This window comes from Neobacillus sp. YX16 (assembly GCF_030123505.1).
Lineage (GTDB): Bacteria > Bacillota > Bacilli > Bacillales > Cytobacillaceae > Neobacillus.
In genome coordinates, this window is sequence record NZ_CP126115.1 from 3,424,910 (window position 1) to 3,442,559 (window position 17,650).

At 37.8% G+C, this 17,650-nt stretch carries 24 protein-coding genes and 1 rRNA gene; 7 read left to right on the plus strand and 18 right to left on the minus strand.

Features of this window, described 5'->3' with window-relative positions; all coding sequences use genetic code 11:
• Positions 1-109 precede the first annotated feature (109 nt).
• The 7 genes from QNH48_RS16590 to QNH48_RS16620 form a co-directional block, all read right to left on the minus strand.
• A 16S ribosomal RNA gene (locus QNH48_RS16590) occupies positions 110-1,659 on the minus strand.
• 299 nt (positions 1,660-1,958) lie between these two features.
• Positions 1,959-2,102, minus strand: a complete 144-nt coding sequence (locus QNH48_RS16595; protein ID WP_283955927.1) for a hypothetical protein — start codon at positions 2,100-2,102, stop codon at positions 1,959-1,961.
• 69 nt (positions 2,103-2,171) lie between these two features.
• A complete protein-coding gene (gene crcB, locus QNH48_RS16600; protein ID WP_283951164.1) occupies positions 2,172-2,528 on the minus strand; it encodes a fluoride efflux transporter CrcB in 357 nt (118 codons plus the stop codon).
• Entirely contained in the window at positions 2,525-2,911 is a 387-nt protein-coding gene (gene crcB, locus QNH48_RS16605) for a fluoride efflux transporter CrcB (protein ID WP_283951165.1), read from the minus strand. Before crcB (QNH48_RS16605) ends, crcB (QNH48_RS16600) begins: the two co-directional genes overlap by 4 nt.
• Positions 2,908-3,372: an NUDIX hydrolase gene (locus tag QNH48_RS16610; RefSeq protein WP_283951166.1), complete on the minus strand. Its 465-nt coding sequence runs from the start codon at positions 3,370-3,372 to the stop codon at positions 2,908-2,910. The genes crcB (QNH48_RS16605) and QNH48_RS16610 overlap by 4 nt, the downstream gene beginning before the upstream one ends.
• Positions 3,373-3,374: 2 nt before the next feature.
• Positions 3,375-4,172, minus strand: a complete 798-nt coding sequence (locus tag QNH48_RS16615) for a hypothetical protein (RefSeq protein WP_283951167.1) — start codon at positions 4,170-4,172, stop codon at positions 3,375-3,377.
• Positions 4,173-4,205: 33 nt separating this feature from the next.
• Positions 4,206-4,394 (minus strand): hypothetical protein, encoded by a 189-nt coding sequence (locus QNH48_RS16620; RefSeq protein WP_283951168.1) that lies wholly within the window; start codon positions 4,392-4,394, stop codon positions 4,206-4,208.
• Positions 4,395-4,632: 238 nt separating this feature from the next.
• Between QNH48_RS16620 and QNH48_RS16625 the strand changes: the two genes are divergently transcribed.
• Entirely contained in the window at positions 4,633-5,157 is a 525-nt protein-coding gene (locus tag QNH48_RS16625; protein WP_283951169.1) for a hypothetical protein, read from the plus strand.
• A 62-nt stretch (positions 5,158-5,219) separates the two neighbouring features.
• Here the strand turns inward: QNH48_RS16625 and QNH48_RS16630 are convergent, their stop codons facing one another.
• Positions 5,220-6,098, minus strand: a complete 879-nt coding sequence (locus QNH48_RS16630; protein WP_283951170.1) for a proline iminopeptidase-family hydrolase — start codon at positions 6,096-6,098, stop codon at positions 5,220-5,222.
• Between the two features lie 119 nt (positions 6,099-6,217).
• Positions 6,218-6,940 (minus strand): TerC family protein, encoded by a 723-nt coding sequence (locus tag QNH48_RS16635; protein WP_283951171.1) that lies wholly within the window; start codon positions 6,938-6,940, stop codon positions 6,218-6,220.
• Between the two features lie 177 nt (positions 6,941-7,117).
• Here QNH48_RS16635 and QNH48_RS16640 point away from each other — a divergent pair, with 177 nt between their 5' ends.
• The 3 genes from QNH48_RS16640 (at position 7,118) to QNH48_RS16650 (ending at position 8,522) form a co-directional block, all read left to right on the plus strand.
• Positions 7,118-7,360: a glutaredoxin family protein gene (locus QNH48_RS16640; protein WP_283951172.1), complete on the plus strand. Its 243-nt coding sequence runs from the start codon at positions 7,118-7,120 to the stop codon at positions 7,358-7,360.
• Between the two features lie 143 nt (positions 7,361-7,503).
• Complete coding sequence (locus QNH48_RS16645) at positions 7,504-7,761, plus strand: HPr family phosphocarrier protein (protein WP_283951173.1); 258 nt, start codon at positions 7,504-7,506, stop codon at positions 7,759-7,761.
• 290 nt (positions 7,762-8,051) lie between these two features.
• Positions 8,052-8,522, plus strand: coding sequence for a divergent PAP2 family protein (locus tag QNH48_RS16650; protein ID WP_283951174.1), 471 nt, complete (start codon positions 8,052-8,054; stop codon positions 8,520-8,522).
• Positions 8,523-8,525: 3 nt separating this feature from the next.
• On the opposite strand, the gene QNH48_RS16655 is transcribed toward QNH48_RS16650, so the two are convergent.
• Positions 8,526-9,740: an MFS transporter gene (locus QNH48_RS16655; protein ID WP_283951175.1), complete on the minus strand. Its 1,215-nt coding sequence runs from the start codon at positions 9,738-9,740 to the stop codon at positions 8,526-8,528.
• 366 nt (positions 9,741-10,106) lie between these two features.
• Here QNH48_RS16655 and QNH48_RS16660 point away from each other — a divergent pair, with 366 nt between their 5' ends.
• The gene (locus tag QNH48_RS16660) at positions 10,107-10,817 is read left to right on the plus strand and encodes a cell wall hydrolase (RefSeq protein ID WP_283951176.1); all 711 of its coding nucleotides are present in this window, start codon (positions 10,107-10,109) and stop codon (positions 10,815-10,817) included.
• A 35-nt stretch (positions 10,818-10,852) separates the two neighbouring features.
• On the opposite strand, the gene QNH48_RS16665 is transcribed toward QNH48_RS16660, so the two are convergent.
• Both QNH48_RS16665 and QNH48_RS16670 read right to left on the minus strand, forming a co-directional pair.
• Positions 10,853-10,987, minus strand: a complete 135-nt coding sequence (locus tag QNH48_RS16665) for a hypothetical protein (RefSeq protein WP_283951177.1) — start codon at positions 10,985-10,987, stop codon at positions 10,853-10,855.
• Between the two features lie 77 nt (positions 10,988-11,064).
• Complete coding sequence (locus tag QNH48_RS16670) at positions 11,065-11,520, minus strand: SRPBCC family protein (protein WP_133368222.1); 456 nt, start codon at positions 11,518-11,520, stop codon at positions 11,065-11,067.
• A 127-nt stretch (positions 11,521-11,647) separates the two neighbouring features.
• On the opposite strand from QNH48_RS16670, the gene QNH48_RS16675 reads away from it, so the two are divergent.
• On the plus strand, positions 11,648-12,484 hold the full coding sequence (locus QNH48_RS16675) for an RMD1 family protein (RefSeq protein WP_283951178.1): 837 nt from the start codon (positions 11,648-11,650) through the stop codon (positions 12,482-12,484).
• A gap of 91 nt (positions 12,485-12,575) precedes the next feature.
• On the opposite strand, the gene QNH48_RS16680 is transcribed toward QNH48_RS16675, so the two are convergent.
• From QNH48_RS16680 to sda, 3 genes are all read right to left on the minus strand, one after another.
• Complete coding sequence (locus QNH48_RS16680) at positions 12,576-12,998, minus strand: DUF1801 domain-containing protein (protein WP_283951179.1); 423 nt, start codon at positions 12,996-12,998, stop codon at positions 12,576-12,578.
• Positions 12,999-13,088: 90 nt separating this feature from the next.
• Positions 13,089-13,577 (minus strand): GNAT family N-acetyltransferase, encoded by a 489-nt coding sequence (locus QNH48_RS16685; RefSeq protein WP_283951180.1) that lies wholly within the window; start codon positions 13,575-13,577, stop codon positions 13,089-13,091.
• A gap of 299 nt (positions 13,578-13,876) precedes the next feature.
• On the minus strand, positions 13,877-14,023 hold the full coding sequence (gene sda, locus QNH48_RS16690; RefSeq protein ID WP_283951181.1) for a sporulation histidine kinase inhibitor Sda: 147 nt from the start codon (positions 14,021-14,023) through the stop codon (positions 13,877-13,879).
• 142 nt (positions 14,024-14,165) lie between these two features.
• Between sda and QNH48_RS16695 the strand changes: the two genes are divergently transcribed.
• Entirely contained in the window at positions 14,166-14,867 is a 702-nt protein-coding gene (locus tag QNH48_RS16695; RefSeq protein WP_283951182.1) for a Na-translocating system protein MpsC family protein, read from the plus strand.
• Positions 14,868-14,927: 60 nt separating this feature from the next.
• Here QNH48_RS16695 and QNH48_RS16700 read toward each other — a convergent pair whose 3' ends face one another.
• From QNH48_RS16700 to QNH48_RS16710, 3 genes are all read right to left on the minus strand, one after another.
• Complete coding sequence (locus QNH48_RS16700) at positions 14,928-15,770, minus strand: P-loop NTPase family protein (protein WP_283955797.1); 843 nt, start codon at positions 15,768-15,770, stop codon at positions 14,928-14,930.
• 34 nt (positions 15,771-15,804) lie between these two features.
• On the minus strand, positions 15,805-16,617 hold the full coding sequence (locus tag QNH48_RS16705; protein ID WP_283951183.1) for a VOC family protein: 813 nt from the start codon (positions 16,615-16,617) through the stop codon (positions 15,805-15,807).
• 73 nt (positions 16,618-16,690) lie between these two features.
• Positions 16,691-17,431, minus strand: coding sequence for a TerC family protein (locus tag QNH48_RS16710; protein WP_283951184.1), 741 nt, complete (start codon positions 17,429-17,431; stop codon positions 16,691-16,693).
• Between the last annotated feature and the right edge of the window lie 219 nt (positions 17,432-17,650).

The window sequence follows — 17,650 nt, forward strand, 5'->3', positions numbered from 1 at the left end:
CGGCCGTTTCGATCCGACTCTACAAATCCAAAGTGCAGGATTTGCAGTGCCGGCTCTCCAACGTCTGTCAAAGTTGAACAGTCGCCTCCGCTTTTCGTATTATCCTTAGAAAGGAGGTGATCCAGCCGCACCTTCCGATACGGCTACCTTGTTACGACTTCACCCCAATCATCTGTCCCACCTTAGGCGGCTGGCTCCTTGCGGTTACCCCACCGACTTCGGGTGTTACAAACTCTCGTGGTGTGACGGGCGGTGTGTACAAGGCCCGGGAACGTATTCACCGCGGCATGCTGATCCGCGATTACTAGCGATTCCGGCTTCATGTAGGCGAGTTGCAGCCTACAATCCGAACTGAGAATGGTTTTATGGGATTGGCTAAACCTCGCGGTCTTGCAGCCCTTTGTACCATCCATTGTAGCACGTGTGTAGCCCAGGTCATAAGGGGCATGATGATTTGACGTCATCCCCACCTTCCTCCGGTTTGTCACCGGCAGTCTCCTTAGAGTGCCCAACTAAATGCTGGCAACTAAGAACAAGGGTTGCGCTCGTTGCGGGACTTAACCCAACATCTCACGACACGAGCTGACGACAACCATGCACCACCTGTCACTCTGTTCCCCGAAGGGAAACGTCCTATCTCTAGGAGTGTCAGAGGATGTCAAGACCTGGTAAGGTTCTTCGCGTTGCTTCGAATTAAACCACATGCTCCACCGCTTGTGCGGGCCCCCGTCAATTCCTTTGAGTTTCAGCCTTGCGGCCGTACTCCCCAGGCGGAGTGCTTAATGCGTTAGCTGCAGCACTAAAGGGCGGAAACCCTCTAACACTTAGCACTCATCGTTTACGGCGTGGACTACCAGGGTATCTAATCCTGTTTGCTCCCCACGCTTTCGCGCCTCAGCGTCAGTTACAGACCAGAAAGCCGCCTTCGCCACTGGTGTTCCTCCACATCTCTACGCATTTCACCGCTACACGTGGAATTCCGCTTTCCTCTTCTGTACTCAAGTCCCCCAGTTTCCAATGACCCTCCACGGTTGAGCCGTGGGCTTTCACATCAGACTTAAAGGACCGCCTGCGCGCGCTTTACGCCCAATAATTCCGGACAACGCTTGCCACCTACGTATTACCGCGGCTGCTGGCACGTAGTTAGCCGTGGCTTTCTGGTTAGGTACCGTCAAGGTACCGGCAGTTACTCCGATACTTGTTCTTCCCTAACAACAGAGCTTTACGACCCGAAGGCCTTCATCGCTCACGCGGCGTTGCTCCGTCAGACTTTCGTCCATTGCGGAAGATTCCCTACTGCTGCCTCCCGTAGGAGTCTGGGCCGTGTCTCAGTCCCAGTGTGGCCGATCACCCTCTCAGGTCGGCTACGCATCGTCGCCTTGGTGAGCCGTTACCTCACCAACTAGCTAATGCGCCGCGGGCCCATCTGTAAGTGTCAGCGTAAACCGACTTTCAGCTTTTCCTCATGAAAGGAAAAGGATTATCCGGTATTAGCTCCGGTTTCCCGAAGTTATCCCAGTCTTACAGGCAGGTTGCCCACGTGTTACTCACCCGTCCGCCGCTAACCAAGAGGTGCAAGCACCTCAAGATTCGCTCGACTTGCATGTATTAGGCACGCCGCCAGCGTTCGTCCTGAGCCAGGATCAAACTCTCCAAGAAAGTTGATATAGCTCAAAAATGTTACGTTGGCTTAGCTTTTCTAAAAAGCTAAAAAATTGTTTGTTGACGTTCTTGTTTGTTTAGTTTTCAAAGAACAATTTTTGCTGGTTTCAAAAAGTGACAAAATCTATAATAACATATTAACTTGATTATTGTCAATGTTTTTTCGTTTGTTATGCCGTCCCTCTGAAGGGAACTTTTATATAATAACACCCTCACGCTATTTAGTTCAATAGAAATATTATCCATTGAATAATAAAAAAGGAGTTGTTGCTTTAGCAACAACCCCTACTTGAAAACTATTCACCTTGAGCACCGTTAGGTGTCCCTCTGCGTACATGATCATCTTCAAAGTTGTTTTTACGAGCTTTCTCTACTTTATCGTTTAGTAATTGCTTTTGGTCAACATCAGACGAAGGGGTAAACTTTTTCTTGGTCATCATAATCCTCCTTATAAGATCAGTTCTTACCCCTATTATTTTGTATTCTTCTTAGCAAATTAATCATTCAAGCTAAATGATAAAACCAATAGCTGCTGTTGTAATACTTAATATTACTGATGTAATAACATATATACCTGCAAGAAACTTTTTATTTGATTGTAATAAAGTAATCGTTTCATATCCGAACGTTGAAAAAGTGGTGTAAGCTCCACAAAAACCTATCCCAACAAAAAACCATACCCAATCACTGATATCATTCGACAGATGAAGATTGGCCAGTAGCCCTAAAAGAAAGGAACCCGTAATATTGATTACCCAAGTCCCTAGTGGGAATGGACTGATTTTCTTTTTTTTATTCATGAAATTACCCAATAAATATCTAGCTGCTGCACCAAAAGAACCGCCTATACCGATTAACCAAATCAATGTGTTACCCCTTTTTCTCCATTAATATATGCCAATTTTAAGCCTAGGTAAGCAAGTAGTATTCCGAAAATAAGGCTTACTAAAATATATATGACCCCATAAACAGCAAGCCCATTTTGAAATAACAGAATGGTCTCAACTGAAAAAGTAGAAAAAGTAGTGAATGAGCCAATAAACCCCGTTCCTATAAATAAAGTAAATTCTGCCCTAATTGGTTTCTTTAAAGTAAAGATAGTCAGGAACCAACTAAGTAAAAAACAACCTAAGAGATTTATTAAAAGGGTTCCCAGAGGAAATCCATTAGCGGTTTGTATCCATTCCCCGATACTATATCTAGTTATTGCTCCAAAGAACCCGCCAAGCATAACGGATAATAGTTTCAATTGTTATCGCCTTCTTTCAATGGAAGACAATGCTTTAAGCCCTCTTTAACACCCCAGACTTGATGTTGGTGGTAAAGCAGTTCCTTCACGCTACTAACTGGTATCCATGTAAGAGAATGATCATCCTCAATCGGATCAGAAACTTTTGATAACAAACGAGCTAAATAAAAGATTCCTTCGTTGGCTATATACTCATTACTTGAAGTAATAAAAAATTGTTTCGCTGTACCTATATAATCAGCTATTTTTACATCATAACCTGTTTCTTCTAATAATTCTCTTCTAAGACAAGTAAGGTGACTTTCATCCCCTTCAATACCACCACCAGGCAGCCAGTGACAGCCATCAGGAGTTTTTACCGTAACAACCTCTTCTCTTGTATCGTTAAAAATAATTGCGTATACCGCTTGCCGCGGTCGATATTCATAACCCTCTAGTTTATTTCCAAAAATTTTATCCATATTTATCCCCTGCCGAATTTCAGTCTATACAAAATATAGGATATCAAAAGTGTAATAATTGAAAAAAAGATCGCAATACTAGAAAAAGCTAATACATATGCATTGTATTTGGTTAATTTAGCGATAAATTTAAAAGTATCTATACCAAAGAAACCAGAAACAAGGTTAAATACAAACAGGACGAAAAATATCATGAATAGTCCTTTGGTTGACCCTTTAATGTCCGCCTTACTCAATGCAATATGTGAGGATATACAGATAGCAAGTATTAGGAAAATCCAAAAAAGCGGATTGAACAAATTATTTAATGTAAAGAAACTTTTGGTGATTACTAGGACCGCATTTCCGAGCACCATTAAATAATTTCTATTTTGAACGGAAGAAGTAACATGAAGATCAATATATTCTCTAAAAGTCTGATAGGATTCAGGTGCTAATAGGTACATGCCAAAAATTAATGAGCCTATCCCGCTAAAAATGGGACCCATTCCAATAAAAAAATTACCGATCTGTTGATACATGCTGCCCGGATTATATTGGTGTTCCACATATCCAAGAACACCATTTGGATTATTTACTTGCAAGAATTTAACCCTTGTTACTCTATGACCCCAAATGAAGCACTGGAGCAGGTGTCCGAGTTCATGGATTGGTGTGCCAATCCATGCGGTAGCCAATACTCCTCTTTTACCAAATGCTTTAAATAGAAACGTATTTGAGTATTTTTCCATCACGCCTAATAGGAAACCAACACCAATTAAAAATCCTACAAGGTAAAATAATTCTACTACACTTAACATTAGAGTATTTAGAAGCGACTCTAGAAACTTCACCTATCCACATTTCCCTTCAAAGATCTTAGCATTTCTCCAAACGGCAGCGTACTTCTTCTTGTATTTAACATCATATGCCCAACCCACTTTTTCCTGAGTAGCAGCCATAATTTGATTAAAACCTTCATATTGTAAGTCCTTATCTTCGGCTTGCAAATCTTCAAAATAAGATTGAGTCGTCCTTTCCATTTATATCCCTCTCAAACTTTACTTATAATGTAATACCGAATTATACCATATATTTCATTTTTAGCCTTTTTCTCGGTTGCTTTAGGACGAATAGTGGAGGAATTTTAGTATCCATATGCATATGCTGATAATGGAAATTTCAATGTTAAGGTGCGAATTGTGAAAACGATTCAAATCTTTTTCCATTATTAATACCATTAATATGGTTAAAACAAAAATAAATAAGGAGTGTAGAAGAATGTCACCTAAAGGAAATCATAAAAAGAAGCACCGTAAGGATGAAACTTCAGACATCCATGTTGAGGACAAGCAGTTCGAAAAAAAGAAGCAAAAAAAGGATGAAACCTCAGACACCCGTTATAAGGACAAGTCATCTAAAAAAAAGAAGGACCGGAAAGATGAAACTTCAGACACCCGTTATAAGGACAAGTCGACTAAAAAAAAGAAGGACCGGAAAGATGAATCTTCAGACATCCATGTTGAAGACACTAAGTTTAAAAAACAGAAAATCGACTATAACCAGAAAGCTGAATTTGTGTATTATAATCCATCTATTATTCAAGAGGTAGACTTATTTCATCTGGCAGAACAATCTGCCGTTTCACTTGAAAATGATGATGGCGTTGCAGTAGACCATGTTGTCGAAGCTATAGGTCAGGATGTACAAGTAGTATCAGAACAAGAAGCCGAATCTATAGATCAGGATGTACAAGTAGCAGAAGAAGAAGTCGAAGCTATAGATCGAGATGGAATGAACGAGTAATAGTAAGTAAATTAGACATTGAACTTAAAAAATCCACCAATATGGTGGATTTTTTTTATAGATTAATCAAAATCGATTTTATTTAAAAAATTTCCTACAACTCGTAAAAACTCATCTTTTTCTTCATAATAAGGCAAATGAGCACTGTTCTCGAAAACATGAAATTGACCATTAGGCACTAGGCTGCTAAAGTACTCCGTCGATTCAGGAGTAGCTTCATCATATCGTCCACATGTAAAGAGTGTCGGACAACTAATTTCATGTAATCGGGACGTACAATCAAAAGACTTTAAATTACCTTTTACGCTGAATTCAGATGGACCCCACATGATATTATATATTTCAGGATTGCGATATCCTGATCCCTTTTTAATCCATTCAGGGTCTGGTTCTTCCTGTACTCGACAAACAAATACTTTGTTAAACTCCTGAATGGCTGCTTTGAATTCCTCTGAATCGGTGGTTCCATTTTCCTCACAATGTTTAATTGTTTCTTGGATTTCAAAAGGAAGCTTTTTAAGATTTTCAATCTGGTCCTGCTCCCAACGTGGTGCACTTAGACATGGACTTGAAAAAATAACACTTTTCACCCTACTTGGTTTTGTTAAACAATAAGCAGCTGCCAAGGTTGTACCCCATGAATGACCTAAAATATGTACTTCATCTAAATTTAATGCTTCTCTTACTTGCGCTAATTCTTCTACAAAGCGGTCAAGCTGCCAAAGAGACGTGTCAGTTGGACGATCTGACCTTCCACATCCTAACTGATCGTATAAAATAACAGGTCTATCTTCTTGGAGTGCTTGTAAACCTTCTAATGAATAACTTGAAGACCCTGGACCTCCATGCAATATGATGACAGGAGTCCCTCCTGAGTTTTCATTAAACTTTTGATACCAAACTCTTCCGCCAGTTACCTCTACGTATCCCTCTTCTTGCATAAATCCTTCCCCCTAGTACAACAAAAATAGATTGTCACCATTTAATTTTAGCTTATTTTAAAATAATTGAAAAATTTAATTCAATTCAAAAAGAGACCATAAGCGGGTCTCTAGAATTTCTACTTTGTTGTCGGATTTCCTTTTAAAAAATGGACAAGGAATGTCCCTAAAAAGATTCCGATTAATATACTAAAGAAAATAACTTCGTGCATTTGGAAGCCAAAGGCTGCTACAATCATTCTCAATCCAATAATTCCGATTAAGATAAATGCGGTGGTTTCAAATTCAGGTATTCTTTCAATCAGCGCTAAAAATAATTGTGCTACACCACGCATCATTAATATTCCTAGAATTCCGCCTAAAAACAGGACCCAAACTTGATTCGATACACCAAACGCAGCTATAACACTATCGATACTAAATGCGATATCCATAAGCTCTACGGTTAAGACGGTGCTCCAAAAACCCACTTGTTTGGTTTGAATCTCTTCCTCTCCATCTCTTTTGTTCATAAAGAATTGGAGGACCAGCCAAAGGAGATAGTGACCGCCCACGATTTTAATCCACCCAATATTAATTAACGTAACACCTATTCCAATCGCAAAAACCCGAAATAGATAAGCACCAATAATTCCATAGAAAAGGGCCTTCTTCCGTTGTTTTTCGGGCAAATGCTTAACCAAAACAGCAAGTACTAACGCATTATCAGCCGATAATAACCCTTCTAGAATGACCAAGGTACCAATGATTCCCCAACTAGCAGGATCTGTTAATACATCTCCCAAGGCGTCTAATGATAAAAATGAGCCATAATTCGCTATGATTTCTTGTATGAACTCCATTCCCTTGTTCCTATCCCCTTTTCATTGTTTTAACAATATATACAACTGCTTGTCTTCTTACTGTATATGTATGTTAGTCAATTGATTATATGAACACTACATGATTTAATCATGAAATGAGACTTTTATTAATGAAAGGTTTAAGATGGGATTATGATGATTTAAGGAGGAATATAAATGCGTAAAGTAGTGATTTACACCCAAGAAAGCTGCAGTCCTTGTACTGCTGAGAAATTATGGTTAAAGGATAATGGGATTGAATTTGAGGAAAGAAATATCAGAGAAAATCCTAAGTACCTTGATGAAATTGTTGAATTAGGTGCATCTGCGACACCTGCTACTGTTGTTGAGGATGAAAATGGTTCACAGGTTGTTTTGGGTTTTGACCAAGAGAAATTAAGTGAAATTCTAGGGATATAGCTGTACAACACCAAGGGGACGGTTCTCCTGGCCGAAAAAGGCCAGGAGAACCGTCCCCTTGGTCCGCCGTTGTCATATTTAGAGTGTATCTCTCATACATAAAAGAGTGTGCATTAACTAGAATACTAAGGAGGGTTTCCTCAATGGTCTTAAAAACAATACAACTAAATAGAAAATCCGGTTTAGACAGTCGAGCAATAAACCAATTGGTACAGGTAACGTCTCAATTCGAGTCGGATATTTACCTAACCTACAATGGCCATAAAGTTAATTGTAAATCGATAATGGGCGTTTTATCTTTAGCCATCCCCAACAATGCTGAGATTAGTTTAGAAGCTTCTGGCTCCGATGATCGAGAAGCATTGAAACAATTAATCGAGACATTTGAAACATTAAATTAATGTATCACCAAGGGGACGGTTCTCCTGGCCTTTTCCGGCCAAGAGAACCGTCCCCTTGGTCCCTCTCTAATCTCGACATTTGCAAATGCACATTTTACAACATTTTCAGTAATTTGATATTCAACTTCTTACTCTTGCCTAATAGATATCATTTTCTACATCCCCAACCCTATGTTTATATAAATCAATTTTATCAAAAGCTTTATATTTTCTTCATTATTCCAATGGTTAAATAAGAAATTTATATGTTACAATAATATGTAACATACATAAATATCTAGGGGGTTACTATGTTTTTATCCTGTCCTATTTTGGCTGCATTTTTAGGGATGTTCATTGCCCAATTCGTAAAAATTCCGATACACTATATAGCCTCAAAGGAATTAAGATGGAATTTAATGTTTAGTACTGGTGGAATGCCAAGTTCTCATACTGCCATGATTATTTCCTTAACGACTGTGATTGGACTGATGACAGGATTTAAATCAACTGAATTTGCTATTTGCGTAGTGGTTTCCGCGATCGTTATGCACGATGCAATGGGTGTTAGAAGGCATGCAGGATATCATGCAGAAATACTAAACACCCTCTTATCTGATTTTAACAGTCTGATTGAAACGCTAAAAGACCCCAATTTAAAGAAACCAGAGTCTAGAGAAAAACTAAAAGAATTATTAGGTCATCAACCCACAGAGGTCTTTTTTGGAGCTATAACAGGAATCATTGTAGGCGTAACTACATACTATTTATATCCTTTTTAAGGTTTAAGGTAATTGCTCTGGAACGACTTTTGTCTTAATACCGCGATTTAAGTCATTTGCATGCCAATAAGCCATACCTGTTGCGGCGAGAAGTAAGATACCTGTGACTAAAAATACCGTTTGAACAGGAAAAAACCCACCAAGGATTCCTCCGATTATCGGGCCAATCATACCGCCTATCTGATTAGAGGTTTGGTGTAAACCAAATGCTCGTCCACGGAAATCTTTTGGTGTTGACCTTACCACCAGACCGTTTAGTGCTGGGAATACGGCACAGAAAAAGATACCAAAAATAAATCGGGTAATGGAAAATCCCCAAATATTGCTGAAGATAATTTGGGCAATGGTTCCGATTCCTCCACCAATTAATCCAATAAATAAAACTTTTTGGAAACCAACTTTGTCAGCCCATCTTCCCCACATCGGAGCAAAAATGACACTAGCGATACCAGGTAGAGAGAACACAATTCCAGCAAGTAACGATGCATGCTCAGAAGAGCTGCCAAGGTCTACGATATATAATGGTAGAACCGGTTCAATCGTCATGATCGAACCAGATGTAATCGCAGTTAAAGCGAGTACCAGCATCAATGAACGATTTGCGGCAGCCACTTTAAAATCATTCAAGATCGAGCCTTTTTCTTTACTAGGAGTAAAGTTTTCTTCCGTCACCCAAAAGATTACAAGCAGCGTGGAAATGAGCGCAAACATTCCTGCACTGCCAAACGCCACTCGGTTACCGACTAATGAAGCAATTCCCCCTCCTAATAAAGGTCCAACAATTCCACCAGACGCTGAAGCTGAGGATATCATAGATAGTGCATATCCGACTTTGTTGCTTGGAGTATTGGTTCCTATTAAAGCAATAGCCCCTGGAATGAAGCCGCTTAGCAATCCCTGCATAATTCGTAACCCTAACAGCTGATATGGATTTGTAACAAAAGCAGTTAACGTATAGACAACAAATAGAGCTAACCCCGCTCGTATTAACAACGGCTTTCTTCCATACTTATCGGCCACTCTCCCCCAGAACGGGGAAGCAATCGCTCCGGCGAAAAAAGCAGCACTAAATAACAGACCGGACCAAACTTCTGTGTGTTCATGAACACCAATTTGAAGCAGGAAAATAGGTAAAAACGGGATAACCATGGAAAAACTTGCAGAAGTGAAAAATACTCCAATCCATAGCACCCATAAATTACGCTTCCAAATTAGCATACAAATTCATCCCCAATATATTGATTAATTTAATATGGTATATCGTATCATAACCCTTATTTATTTTCATTTCCGAAATATTAGATTATAGAAATATTTTTCAAGACACCAAGGGGACAGTTCTCTTGGCCCCAAAAGGCCAGGAGAACCGTCCCCTTGGTTTTTCTTGGTTATTCTTAGACAAAATCTTCCTCTATACCGTAAAATTGGGTCGAATATGACAGGATTATAGGCATAATGTCATATTGTCACCTCTACTGTAATTTTGTTCATCAAACTATAAAGAAATGTAACCTTATCGTTCTGTATAACGCGTGCCTGCCCATGTTAGTGTTATATCATACAAAACAACAGGAGGTAGCACACATGAAAAAAACTTATTTTAAAAAAGTTGCAGTAGCTTGTGTAGCTACATTTGCATTTATTGGAATTCACAATCCTACAGTTGAAGCAATTACGGAATATCAAGTTGTAAATGTAGACAGCCTGGCTGAAATTGGACAAGCATATGCATATGGACCAATCATGTATGAAATGAAACAAGAAATTAATGAATTCGATGACGAAAAAGAATTCATTCCATATAAACCAGAACTTCTTGAAAAACAATCTCAAGAAACAAAGGTGGATGAAACAGCTATTACAGAACCACAAACCTCAGAACCTGAAGTGGTAGCTCCACCAGAACCAGCGACAGCAGCGGTTTCTATTTCAAATGAAGAGAAAGATCTATTTGCAAGACTAGTAGAGGCCGAAGCAAAAGGTGAATCGTATGAAGGAAAAGTAGCCGTTGCAACAGTTGTATTAAACCGAGTGGATTCACCTGAATTTCCAAATACAATATCAGGAGTCATTAATGAAGTAGTCGGTGACGCTTATGCTTTTTCACCCGTTCAAAATGGAAAAATTAATGAACCAGCATCAGATGAATCGATCCGGGCGGTTGAAGAAGCATTAACTCGACAAGATCGATTAAACGATTGTATTTATTTTTATAATCCAGAAATCGCAACTGATACTTGGATCACTACCCGTGAAGTAGTAAAGACAGTTGGAAACCATGTATTTGCAAAATAGATAAAAGAGCCGTCAACGGCTCTTTTTTTTGCCTTTTAATTGTCTTTTTCGTATGCGATAACCACTACTTCTTTATTGGCTTGTTCGCTTAGCTTTTCTTCAAGTGATTTGATTTCACTTACTAAATTTGATGACAAGTCTGCTGCGACATAATCCTTTAATTCATCCATAATCATCTCTCCTTTATTTTTTATTATTTGACTTTAAGGAGAAAGTATTACAATGGTTTCAAAAATCATCCTATATTTTAAATTGAAATAGCAGGCATAGTTTCTCCGGTTTCTAGAAGGCTTTTCAAATTACTTAAAATCGCAGGCCAGCCATTGTTTAAACCCTCAAAAGTATCTTCTTTATCCACTAAATCACCAGGCTGAAGATTTTCATGTCTTAGCACCAATTTTACGGTTTCATTCAAAGAGATTAATTTAAAGGTAACCCTTGACGGCTCCTTCCCCTCGACACCATCCCCCACATAGGTCCAGGTATAGGAGAGCTCTTGGTACGGCTCGCATTTTACGATTTGTCCATAATCCGTAACTTTCCCGTTCCGAGAATAGGTAACTTCTGCTCCCTCTTGCCAATCTGAATTAATGCTGCTTCCAAAAAAGTATTTTTCTGTGTATTCGCTGCTTGTTAAAGCCTGCCAAAGTTTTTTCGGTGTAGTGGCTATGTAAGTTACATAAACAAATTCGGTATGATTCATAAACAATTCTCCTTAAATTTATTCTATTCTTATGCACCTTTTATTTTATTCGATATTGTTTTCACTAATCCTTCATTAATTTAACACTATGGTTCATATACTAAATAAAAAGAAAAGAGTGGTGAATATGAGAGATTTAACCTTTAAAGCCTTTGCGATTACAAATGAAATAGATTTAAACAAAATCGCTGTTCATTGTGGGATACCAAAGAAATTCACCTGGGAGGAGCCATTAATACTAAGAGGTGAAATTTTAAAATCAATCCTCTTCAAAAATGTAGACGAATCTCAAATGGTACTTGTTTTTTCCTTTGGCAGCATTGTATTCATAAATCATTCTACACCAAATGAGATAACTGCTTTTTTGAACTATCTCTACTCCTTCGAGCCGGACATTGATGTCAAAAGTGCAGATAGATATAGCGATGATTACAGCTTGCACATTAAGGAAACGGAAAGCATTGAGTTAACAGACGAGTACGTGGTCGTTCCTGAATATGAAAGTTACTATCCTGAATTAATTTCTACTGTACTGGCAAAATCGGTAGCATTGGAAAAGACCGAGGAACAGCTGGGACAAATTAATGATAAACTCGAAACGATGATTGACCGTTTAGAAAAAGGCAAGCTGAGAATCGGAAATAAGGAACTAGCGAGGACGACAGCTAAAATAATCCGTCACGAGTATAATACCCTTGCTTACATCATGATTCTTGATAAGCCTGATATCACCTGGACAAGCAGTACAGCGGGTGAATTTTATGACAGAATGCTCGAGTTTTTTGAATTAAATGATCGTTATAAAATTTTGAAAAGTAAAACAGAAATACTTTATAACATTATGGATGGATTTTCGACCATCAGTCACTCGATTCGCGGACTATTCGTCGAATGGATTATTGTCATTCTTATCCTATTTGAAATTGTTCTTTCGCTACTAGGCATAGCCGGCTTACTTCCTTGACCAGATTTAAATATATTATATCTCTTCCCGGAAATGAATTAGAGTCCCTTATTCAGCAATCAGTAGATTGGAAATAAAGGACTCATTCGTGTTATATTTCTGGATACATTTTTTGAATAAAGGATACGGATTCATTAATTAATGCTTTTAAAACATCTACATCAATATCTGCAAGTTTATTAACATACACACACGCTTTCCCTGTAGTGTGTTTTCCAAACTGTTTTAATAATTCTTCCCTCTTCGGTTCACCTGGTGCAAAATATAAACTGATTTTGGCTTTCCTAGGAGAAAAGCCAGCTAGAGGTGCATCACCTTCATGACCAGATTCATATTTGTAATGGTAGGAACCAAAACCAATAATACTTGGCCCCCACATTTTCGCTTCAAAACCGGTGGTCTCTGTGAAAATATCCAATAATCTGTACGCGTCCTCGCGCTTTTTAGGGTTATCCACTTCTTCGATAAACTCAATAACACTATTGTCCGTTTCTTTTGTTTTTAATTCGTACATACGTTTCACTCCTTTACTAAAAAATATTCCAATTACTACTTTGGTTTTCAGATAATCTTTATATGTAATTTGTTCTTAATAAATATAGCCTTATTGCAATTTTTTAATCATGTTGTACCAAGTTACCCCGCCGTGCTCGGATTTTGAAACACCTCTATTTTTATATCCTAAATTTTCATAGAATCGGATTAAATCTTCTTTACATGTAAGTGTTATACTCACACGATTTTTTGATATTGCTTCTTTTTCAAGATGCACTAGTAACGCTGTTGCTACTCCTCGAGTTTGGAAATGGGGTGTCACCGCTACTCCTAAAACGGTTTGATGACCGCCGGATGGTGGATTTAGCTTAATCTCATCGAATAAATCATCTGTAATATATTCCGTTTCAATCACTGGGCCATTAACTAACCCTATGATCACACCACATTCTTCCGCCACAAAAAAACTATCTGGAATTAATTGAATACGCTTTTTAAAAGCTTCTTCCGTAGCTGCTTCTTCTATCGGAAAGCAAATTTGTTCAATGATTACAAGTTCAGGTAAATCTTTCATCGTTACATTTCGAATATTTAACATTTCCAGCGCTCCATATGATCATAGTATTTTCTTGATATCAATTAATTATTAATATATAAAATTATACAAAACAATTTAGTATTATAGGAAGAAAAAACGTAATCCTAAAACAAAAAGAAAAAAAGTTAGGTTTATCCTAACTTTGAAAATAGTAAAAGTAGTCAAAAAATTTAGTAGGTACCTTTTCTTTTAAAAGAAGTGAAGAGCAAGAAGCCATTCGCTGTTCTTATGACAAAATCACCTATTAATGCTATTAATGATTGGATAGAGGATTAAAATTTTTGAGTATAAAGCTATGGTTATACCATTCTTTCTACCTTATCTAATTGTATTCCTCTACGACTTATTTCTTCTTCTAATAAAATAATAAAATCTTCATCTAGCTTTAGCTTTACTGCATTAAAATATGTGTCTATTAAAACATTGTTGTTCATGCTTGAAAACATATCCTACTCCTCATAGCGAATGGCATTCTGTCCCTTCACCTACTAACATTATATTTTTATTCGAAGGTACAAACCATGCTAATTATTTCCAATAAAAAGGGCATCATAGGGTTTAGACCTAGTTTTGAAAGGAGAAACGACAATGGAAACAGATACAAATAAACAAACAACGCAGTTAGGCAGCTATATTAGTAAAATCCTCCGTGATAATTTTGGTAAAGGTCCAGAATCGGTGCATGTTTCACTAGGTAAAACCTTTATTATTTTCTATATTCGTAATTTCTTGTCTCCTACAGAAAAAGTACTTATGAATCAAAAACAGGAAGAAAGTGTTCAGCAGACAAGGGATTTAGTCATGCAGACATTGATCCCTGAAATTAAAGCCTATATAAAAATCGTTACCGGTATGGAAATCCGGGAATTCTACTATGACTGGGGGCTGCATAATAAATCAGCTATGTTCACTGGGATATGTAGTGATTTAACCAGTGTTGATGCACCTATTAAAGAAGAATTTACAGGTAAACCTGAACTGATTACAGAGATTATTAATTTAAGCTCCGAATCAGAAAAGAAGCCTGAAGAAATTTTTGCATGCCAATTGAATCACCGGTCGATTCTTGTTATTCGTAATGGAATATTGGTAAGAATTGAGAAGCAGTTAATCAGACAAGGAATGCGAGAACCGCTTAAGTTTGCCAAACGAACTCTCGAAAAAGGATTGCTTCATAACAATAACCATTTTGAGGGGATCTTGAATACCAAAGTCATCGATATTTTTGTCGATTGGGACTTTGATTTAGATAAAAGTGTGATTGTCTTCATTACTAACCCTACAAAATAATTAATAATGGATGAAAAAAAATCAGAGGCAAGGTGCACTCTGATTCATAGCAATACAATTTTATCTATTCATCAATATTTCCATGATTCTATTTTTATAAGAATCCATCTCAAACGGTGAATTATCAATTTTAAATTTTTTAATGGCTAATGCATTAAAAATCGAGGCCTCTAATTGTTTCCTTGCTTCTAGAACAGCAATGGTTCCTTCAATTCCTTGAGCACCATGGATTTTCCCGTAACCTTGGTTATTATAGTAATCCATAAATCCAGTAGACCACTCTTTTGTTCGATCTTGAACTGCCTTTTTAAAGGAATGGGACAAATCTTGCTGGTCTACATAGATTAGAACGGGGTTTAACGGCTCAATGATTTCAGCTAATTGCTTTACATAATTCATGACATCTTCCTTAGAGGCACCATATTTGATCATTCCGATGGTTACAGGATTTTGTATAAAGCAGCATTCAAATATATACGTTTGATTTCCTGTCGTCGCTTGTTCCACAAACCTTTTCCATTTATCCGTTATTAATTCAATGTTTTTTTCTAACGGCAGCTCATAGATATCATGACTCCAAATTTTATCCCAAAAGGAATTAGGAACCATTCTCTCAGCAAGGTCCTGTTTCAGCTTATATTGAGGCAATACAAATCCATCACAGCGTTCAATGGCATGTTTTACGAAAATAGTCTGCACTTCATTATACTGTTTCAAAAGTTGGGCAAATTCAGTTTTTGAGAAGTAACATCCTCCTTCATAATCCGCTGGGTGTTCAGCATTTCCCTCCAAAAACAAATTTGTATCAACATTCCATTCTTTTAATATATCGTTCGTGATGGTTGCCGTCGTAGTTTTCCCCGAACCAGGCAATCCCTCTACTAAAATTAATTTAGTGTTTATCATGTAAAATCTCCTCTGTTTTTTTACCCCGTCCCTACTGAAATCGCCAATATCCATTTAACATTTCAATAAAGATGTTTTGATTGGTTTCTGCTAAGTTTACTAGAAAAGGTGTTTCCCCTCTTTCATGTAAGACCTTTCCTGCTGGCCCATTACCAAGCGGTGTGCAGAATAATAGATTTGTGCCAGGCAATTCTAATTTTTGGCACCGTGCCTGTAAGATTTCATCCCTGAACTCTTCACTCGGGGATAGGTTAAATAACTTTCCCCATGTACTTATCGTTTCTTCTAAATTCCTTACGACAAACCCGACACTTTCAAATTTGGAATTTTCGCTAGCATGCCTTCCTAAGATTCCTTGTTCCTTAAACACGGCCATCCTTTCTTCATCACTTTTTTCCCATTGGATGAAAAAAGGAAGTGATAGCTCATTAGGTTGATCCTCGATGAAAAGAAGAGTCCACTTGATTACTTCCCCGCTTGCAGTAACACGTTGTCCTGGAATGGGACCATGTACGGTAAAACTCTCTTCTCTTAGCTTTATGGCTAATTCGTTTATCTGATCCGTTCGAATCGCTATTTTAGCAGGACCTTCTCGATTCTCTTTAAACAGCTGCTTAACAATTTGGGTAATTAATCGATTCTCTTCATGCTGTTCAGCAATCGATACCTGTTCAATCCCCAAAAATTCTATATAGCTGAAATCAAAATAACTGAGAGTATTGTAGGTTCCCCATGATTCATGACGGCCGCCTTGAATAACTTGGATTCCATTTTCTGAAAGAGGTTGTATTGCATTTTCAGGTTTATGTTTAAACCAAACTAAATGATCAAATGATAATTTCATATTGCTCCCCTTTCCAAATAAATGAAAAAATGGCTTGATATGGTTCCAAGCCATTTTTCTATGATGTTGTTCCTTACGTAGATTGTTCTGTTTTCTTACCAGATAAAAACCAGCCGCCTAATGCTATAAGAAGCATAACAGACCAAAAGATGGTATTCCAAATCGGTCCTTCTACAAAATCATGAGGAATAATGTGTAATGCCGGATGCGCAAGAGTGTGCATCAATAGCTTAACCCCGACCCAGCCAACAAGTAACATCGCTGCTGTTTCAAGGGTAGGGCGTTGTGTTAGGACTTTAACAAAGAATCCTGCAGCAAATCGAATTACGATTAATCCAGCGATTGCGCCGATTAATATAACAATAAATTGCGCGCCATCCATTCCACCGATTTGGCGCATTGGCGTACCTGGTAATGCGATAACAAGAGCGACTGCAGCTAAAATTGAATCTACAGCAAAGGCTATATCGGCTAATGCAATTTGAGCTACAGTAGCTCGGTAGCTTTTCCCTGCTTTCTCTTTACCGCCATGATCCTTTTTAAGCAAATGCTTTAATGCGATGAAAATCAAATACGCAGCACCAACCGCTTGAATCCACCAAACATGAAACAAAAACGAAATAATAAAGATGGCACCAATCCTAAAGACAAAGGCTAATAATAACCCAATATTAATCGCTTTTTTTTGCTGTTCCTCTGGCAAATGCTTCGCCATAATAGCTAATACCAAAGCATTATCTGCAGATAATAAGCCTTCTAACAAAATCAAAATAAGTAAAACCCATCCATACTCTAATAACAAAGAAAACTCCATTATATCCCCCTAAATAAGATTGCAACGTAATAATAGTATAAATTATGTTTACCCTGTATTAATACTATTTTGCACAATTTCATTGATAAAAATTTCCATTACAAAAAAAAAATTATATCGCACGTAAAATGGTAATTCTATTGGATAAGCGGGGGGGTTCTCTCGGATAAAGGAAATTACTCTCGGATAAGCAGGATTTACTCTCACATAAGGGAAAAT

Coding starts and splice junctions, on each gene's coding strand:
- QNH48_RS16595 (WP_283955927.1), bottom strand. CDS start 2,102: ATGATGACCAAGAAAAAGTTTACCCCTTCGTCTGATGTTGACCAAAAG.
- QNH48_RS16610 (WP_283951166.1), bottom strand. CDS start 3,372: ATGGATAAAATTTTTGGAAATAAACTAGAGGGTTATGAATATCGACCG.
- QNH48_RS16615 (WP_283951167.1), bottom strand. CDS start 4,172: ATGTTAAGTGTAGTAGAATTATTTTACCTTGTAGGATTTTTAATTGGT.
- QNH48_RS16620 (WP_283951168.1), bottom strand. CDS start 4,394: ATGGAAAGGACGACTCAATCTTATTTTGAAGATTTGCAAGCCGAAGAT.
- QNH48_RS16625 (WP_283951169.1), top strand. CDS start 4,633: ATGTCACCTAAAGGAAATCATAAAAAGAAGCACCGTAAGGATGAAACT.
- QNH48_RS16630 (WP_283951170.1), bottom strand. CDS start 6,098: ATGCAAGAAGAGGGATACGTAGAGGTAACTGGCGGAAGAGTTTGGTAT.
- QNH48_RS16635 (WP_283951171.1), bottom strand. CDS start 6,940: ATGGAGTTCATACAAGAAATCATAGCGAATTATGGCTCATTTTTATCA.
- QNH48_RS16640 (WP_283951172.1), top strand. CDS start 7,118: ATGCGTAAAGTAGTGATTTACACCCAAGAAAGCTGCAGTCCTTGTACT.
- QNH48_RS16645 (WP_283951173.1), top strand. CDS start 7,504: ATGGTCTTAAAAACAATACAACTAAATAGAAAATCCGGTTTAGACAGT.
- QNH48_RS16650 (WP_283951174.1), top strand. CDS start 8,052: ATGTTTTTATCCTGTCCTATTTTGGCTGCATTTTTAGGGATGTTCATT.
- QNH48_RS16655 (WP_283951175.1), bottom strand. CDS start 9,740: ATGCTAATTTGGAAGCGTAATTTATGGGTGCTATGGATTGGAGTATTT.
- QNH48_RS16660 (WP_283951176.1), top strand. CDS start 10,107: ATGAAAAAAACTTATTTTAAAAAAGTTGCAGTAGCTTGTGTAGCTACA.
- QNH48_RS16665 (WP_283951177.1), bottom strand. CDS start 10,987: ATGGATGAATTAAAGGATTATGTCGCAGCAGACTTGTCATCAAATTTA.
- QNH48_RS16670 (WP_133368222.1), bottom strand. CDS start 11,520: ATGAATCATACCGAATTTGTTTATGTAACTTACATAGCCACTACACCG.
- QNH48_RS16675 (WP_283951178.1), top strand. CDS start 11,648: ATGAGAGATTTAACCTTTAAAGCCTTTGCGATTACAAATGAAATAGAT.
- QNH48_RS16680 (WP_283951179.1), bottom strand. CDS start 12,998: ATGTACGAATTAAAAACAAAAGAAACGGACAATAGTGTTATTGAGTTT.
- QNH48_RS16685 (WP_283951180.1), bottom strand. CDS start 13,577: ATGTTAAATATTCGAAATGTAACGATGAAAGATTTACCTGAACTTGTA.
- sda (WP_283951181.1), bottom strand. CDS start 14,023: ATGTTTTCAAGCATGAACAACAATGTTTTAATAGACACATATTTTAAT.
- QNH48_RS16695 (WP_283951182.1), top strand. CDS start 14,166: ATGGAAACAGATACAAATAAACAAACAACGCAGTTAGGCAGCTATATT.
- QNH48_RS16705 (WP_283951183.1), bottom strand. CDS start 16,617: ATGAAATTATCATTTGATCATTTAGTTTGGTTTAAACATAAACCTGAA.
- QNH48_RS16710 (WP_283951184.1), bottom strand. CDS start 17,431: ATGGAGTTTTCTTTGTTATTAGAGTATGGATGGGTTTTACTTATTTTG.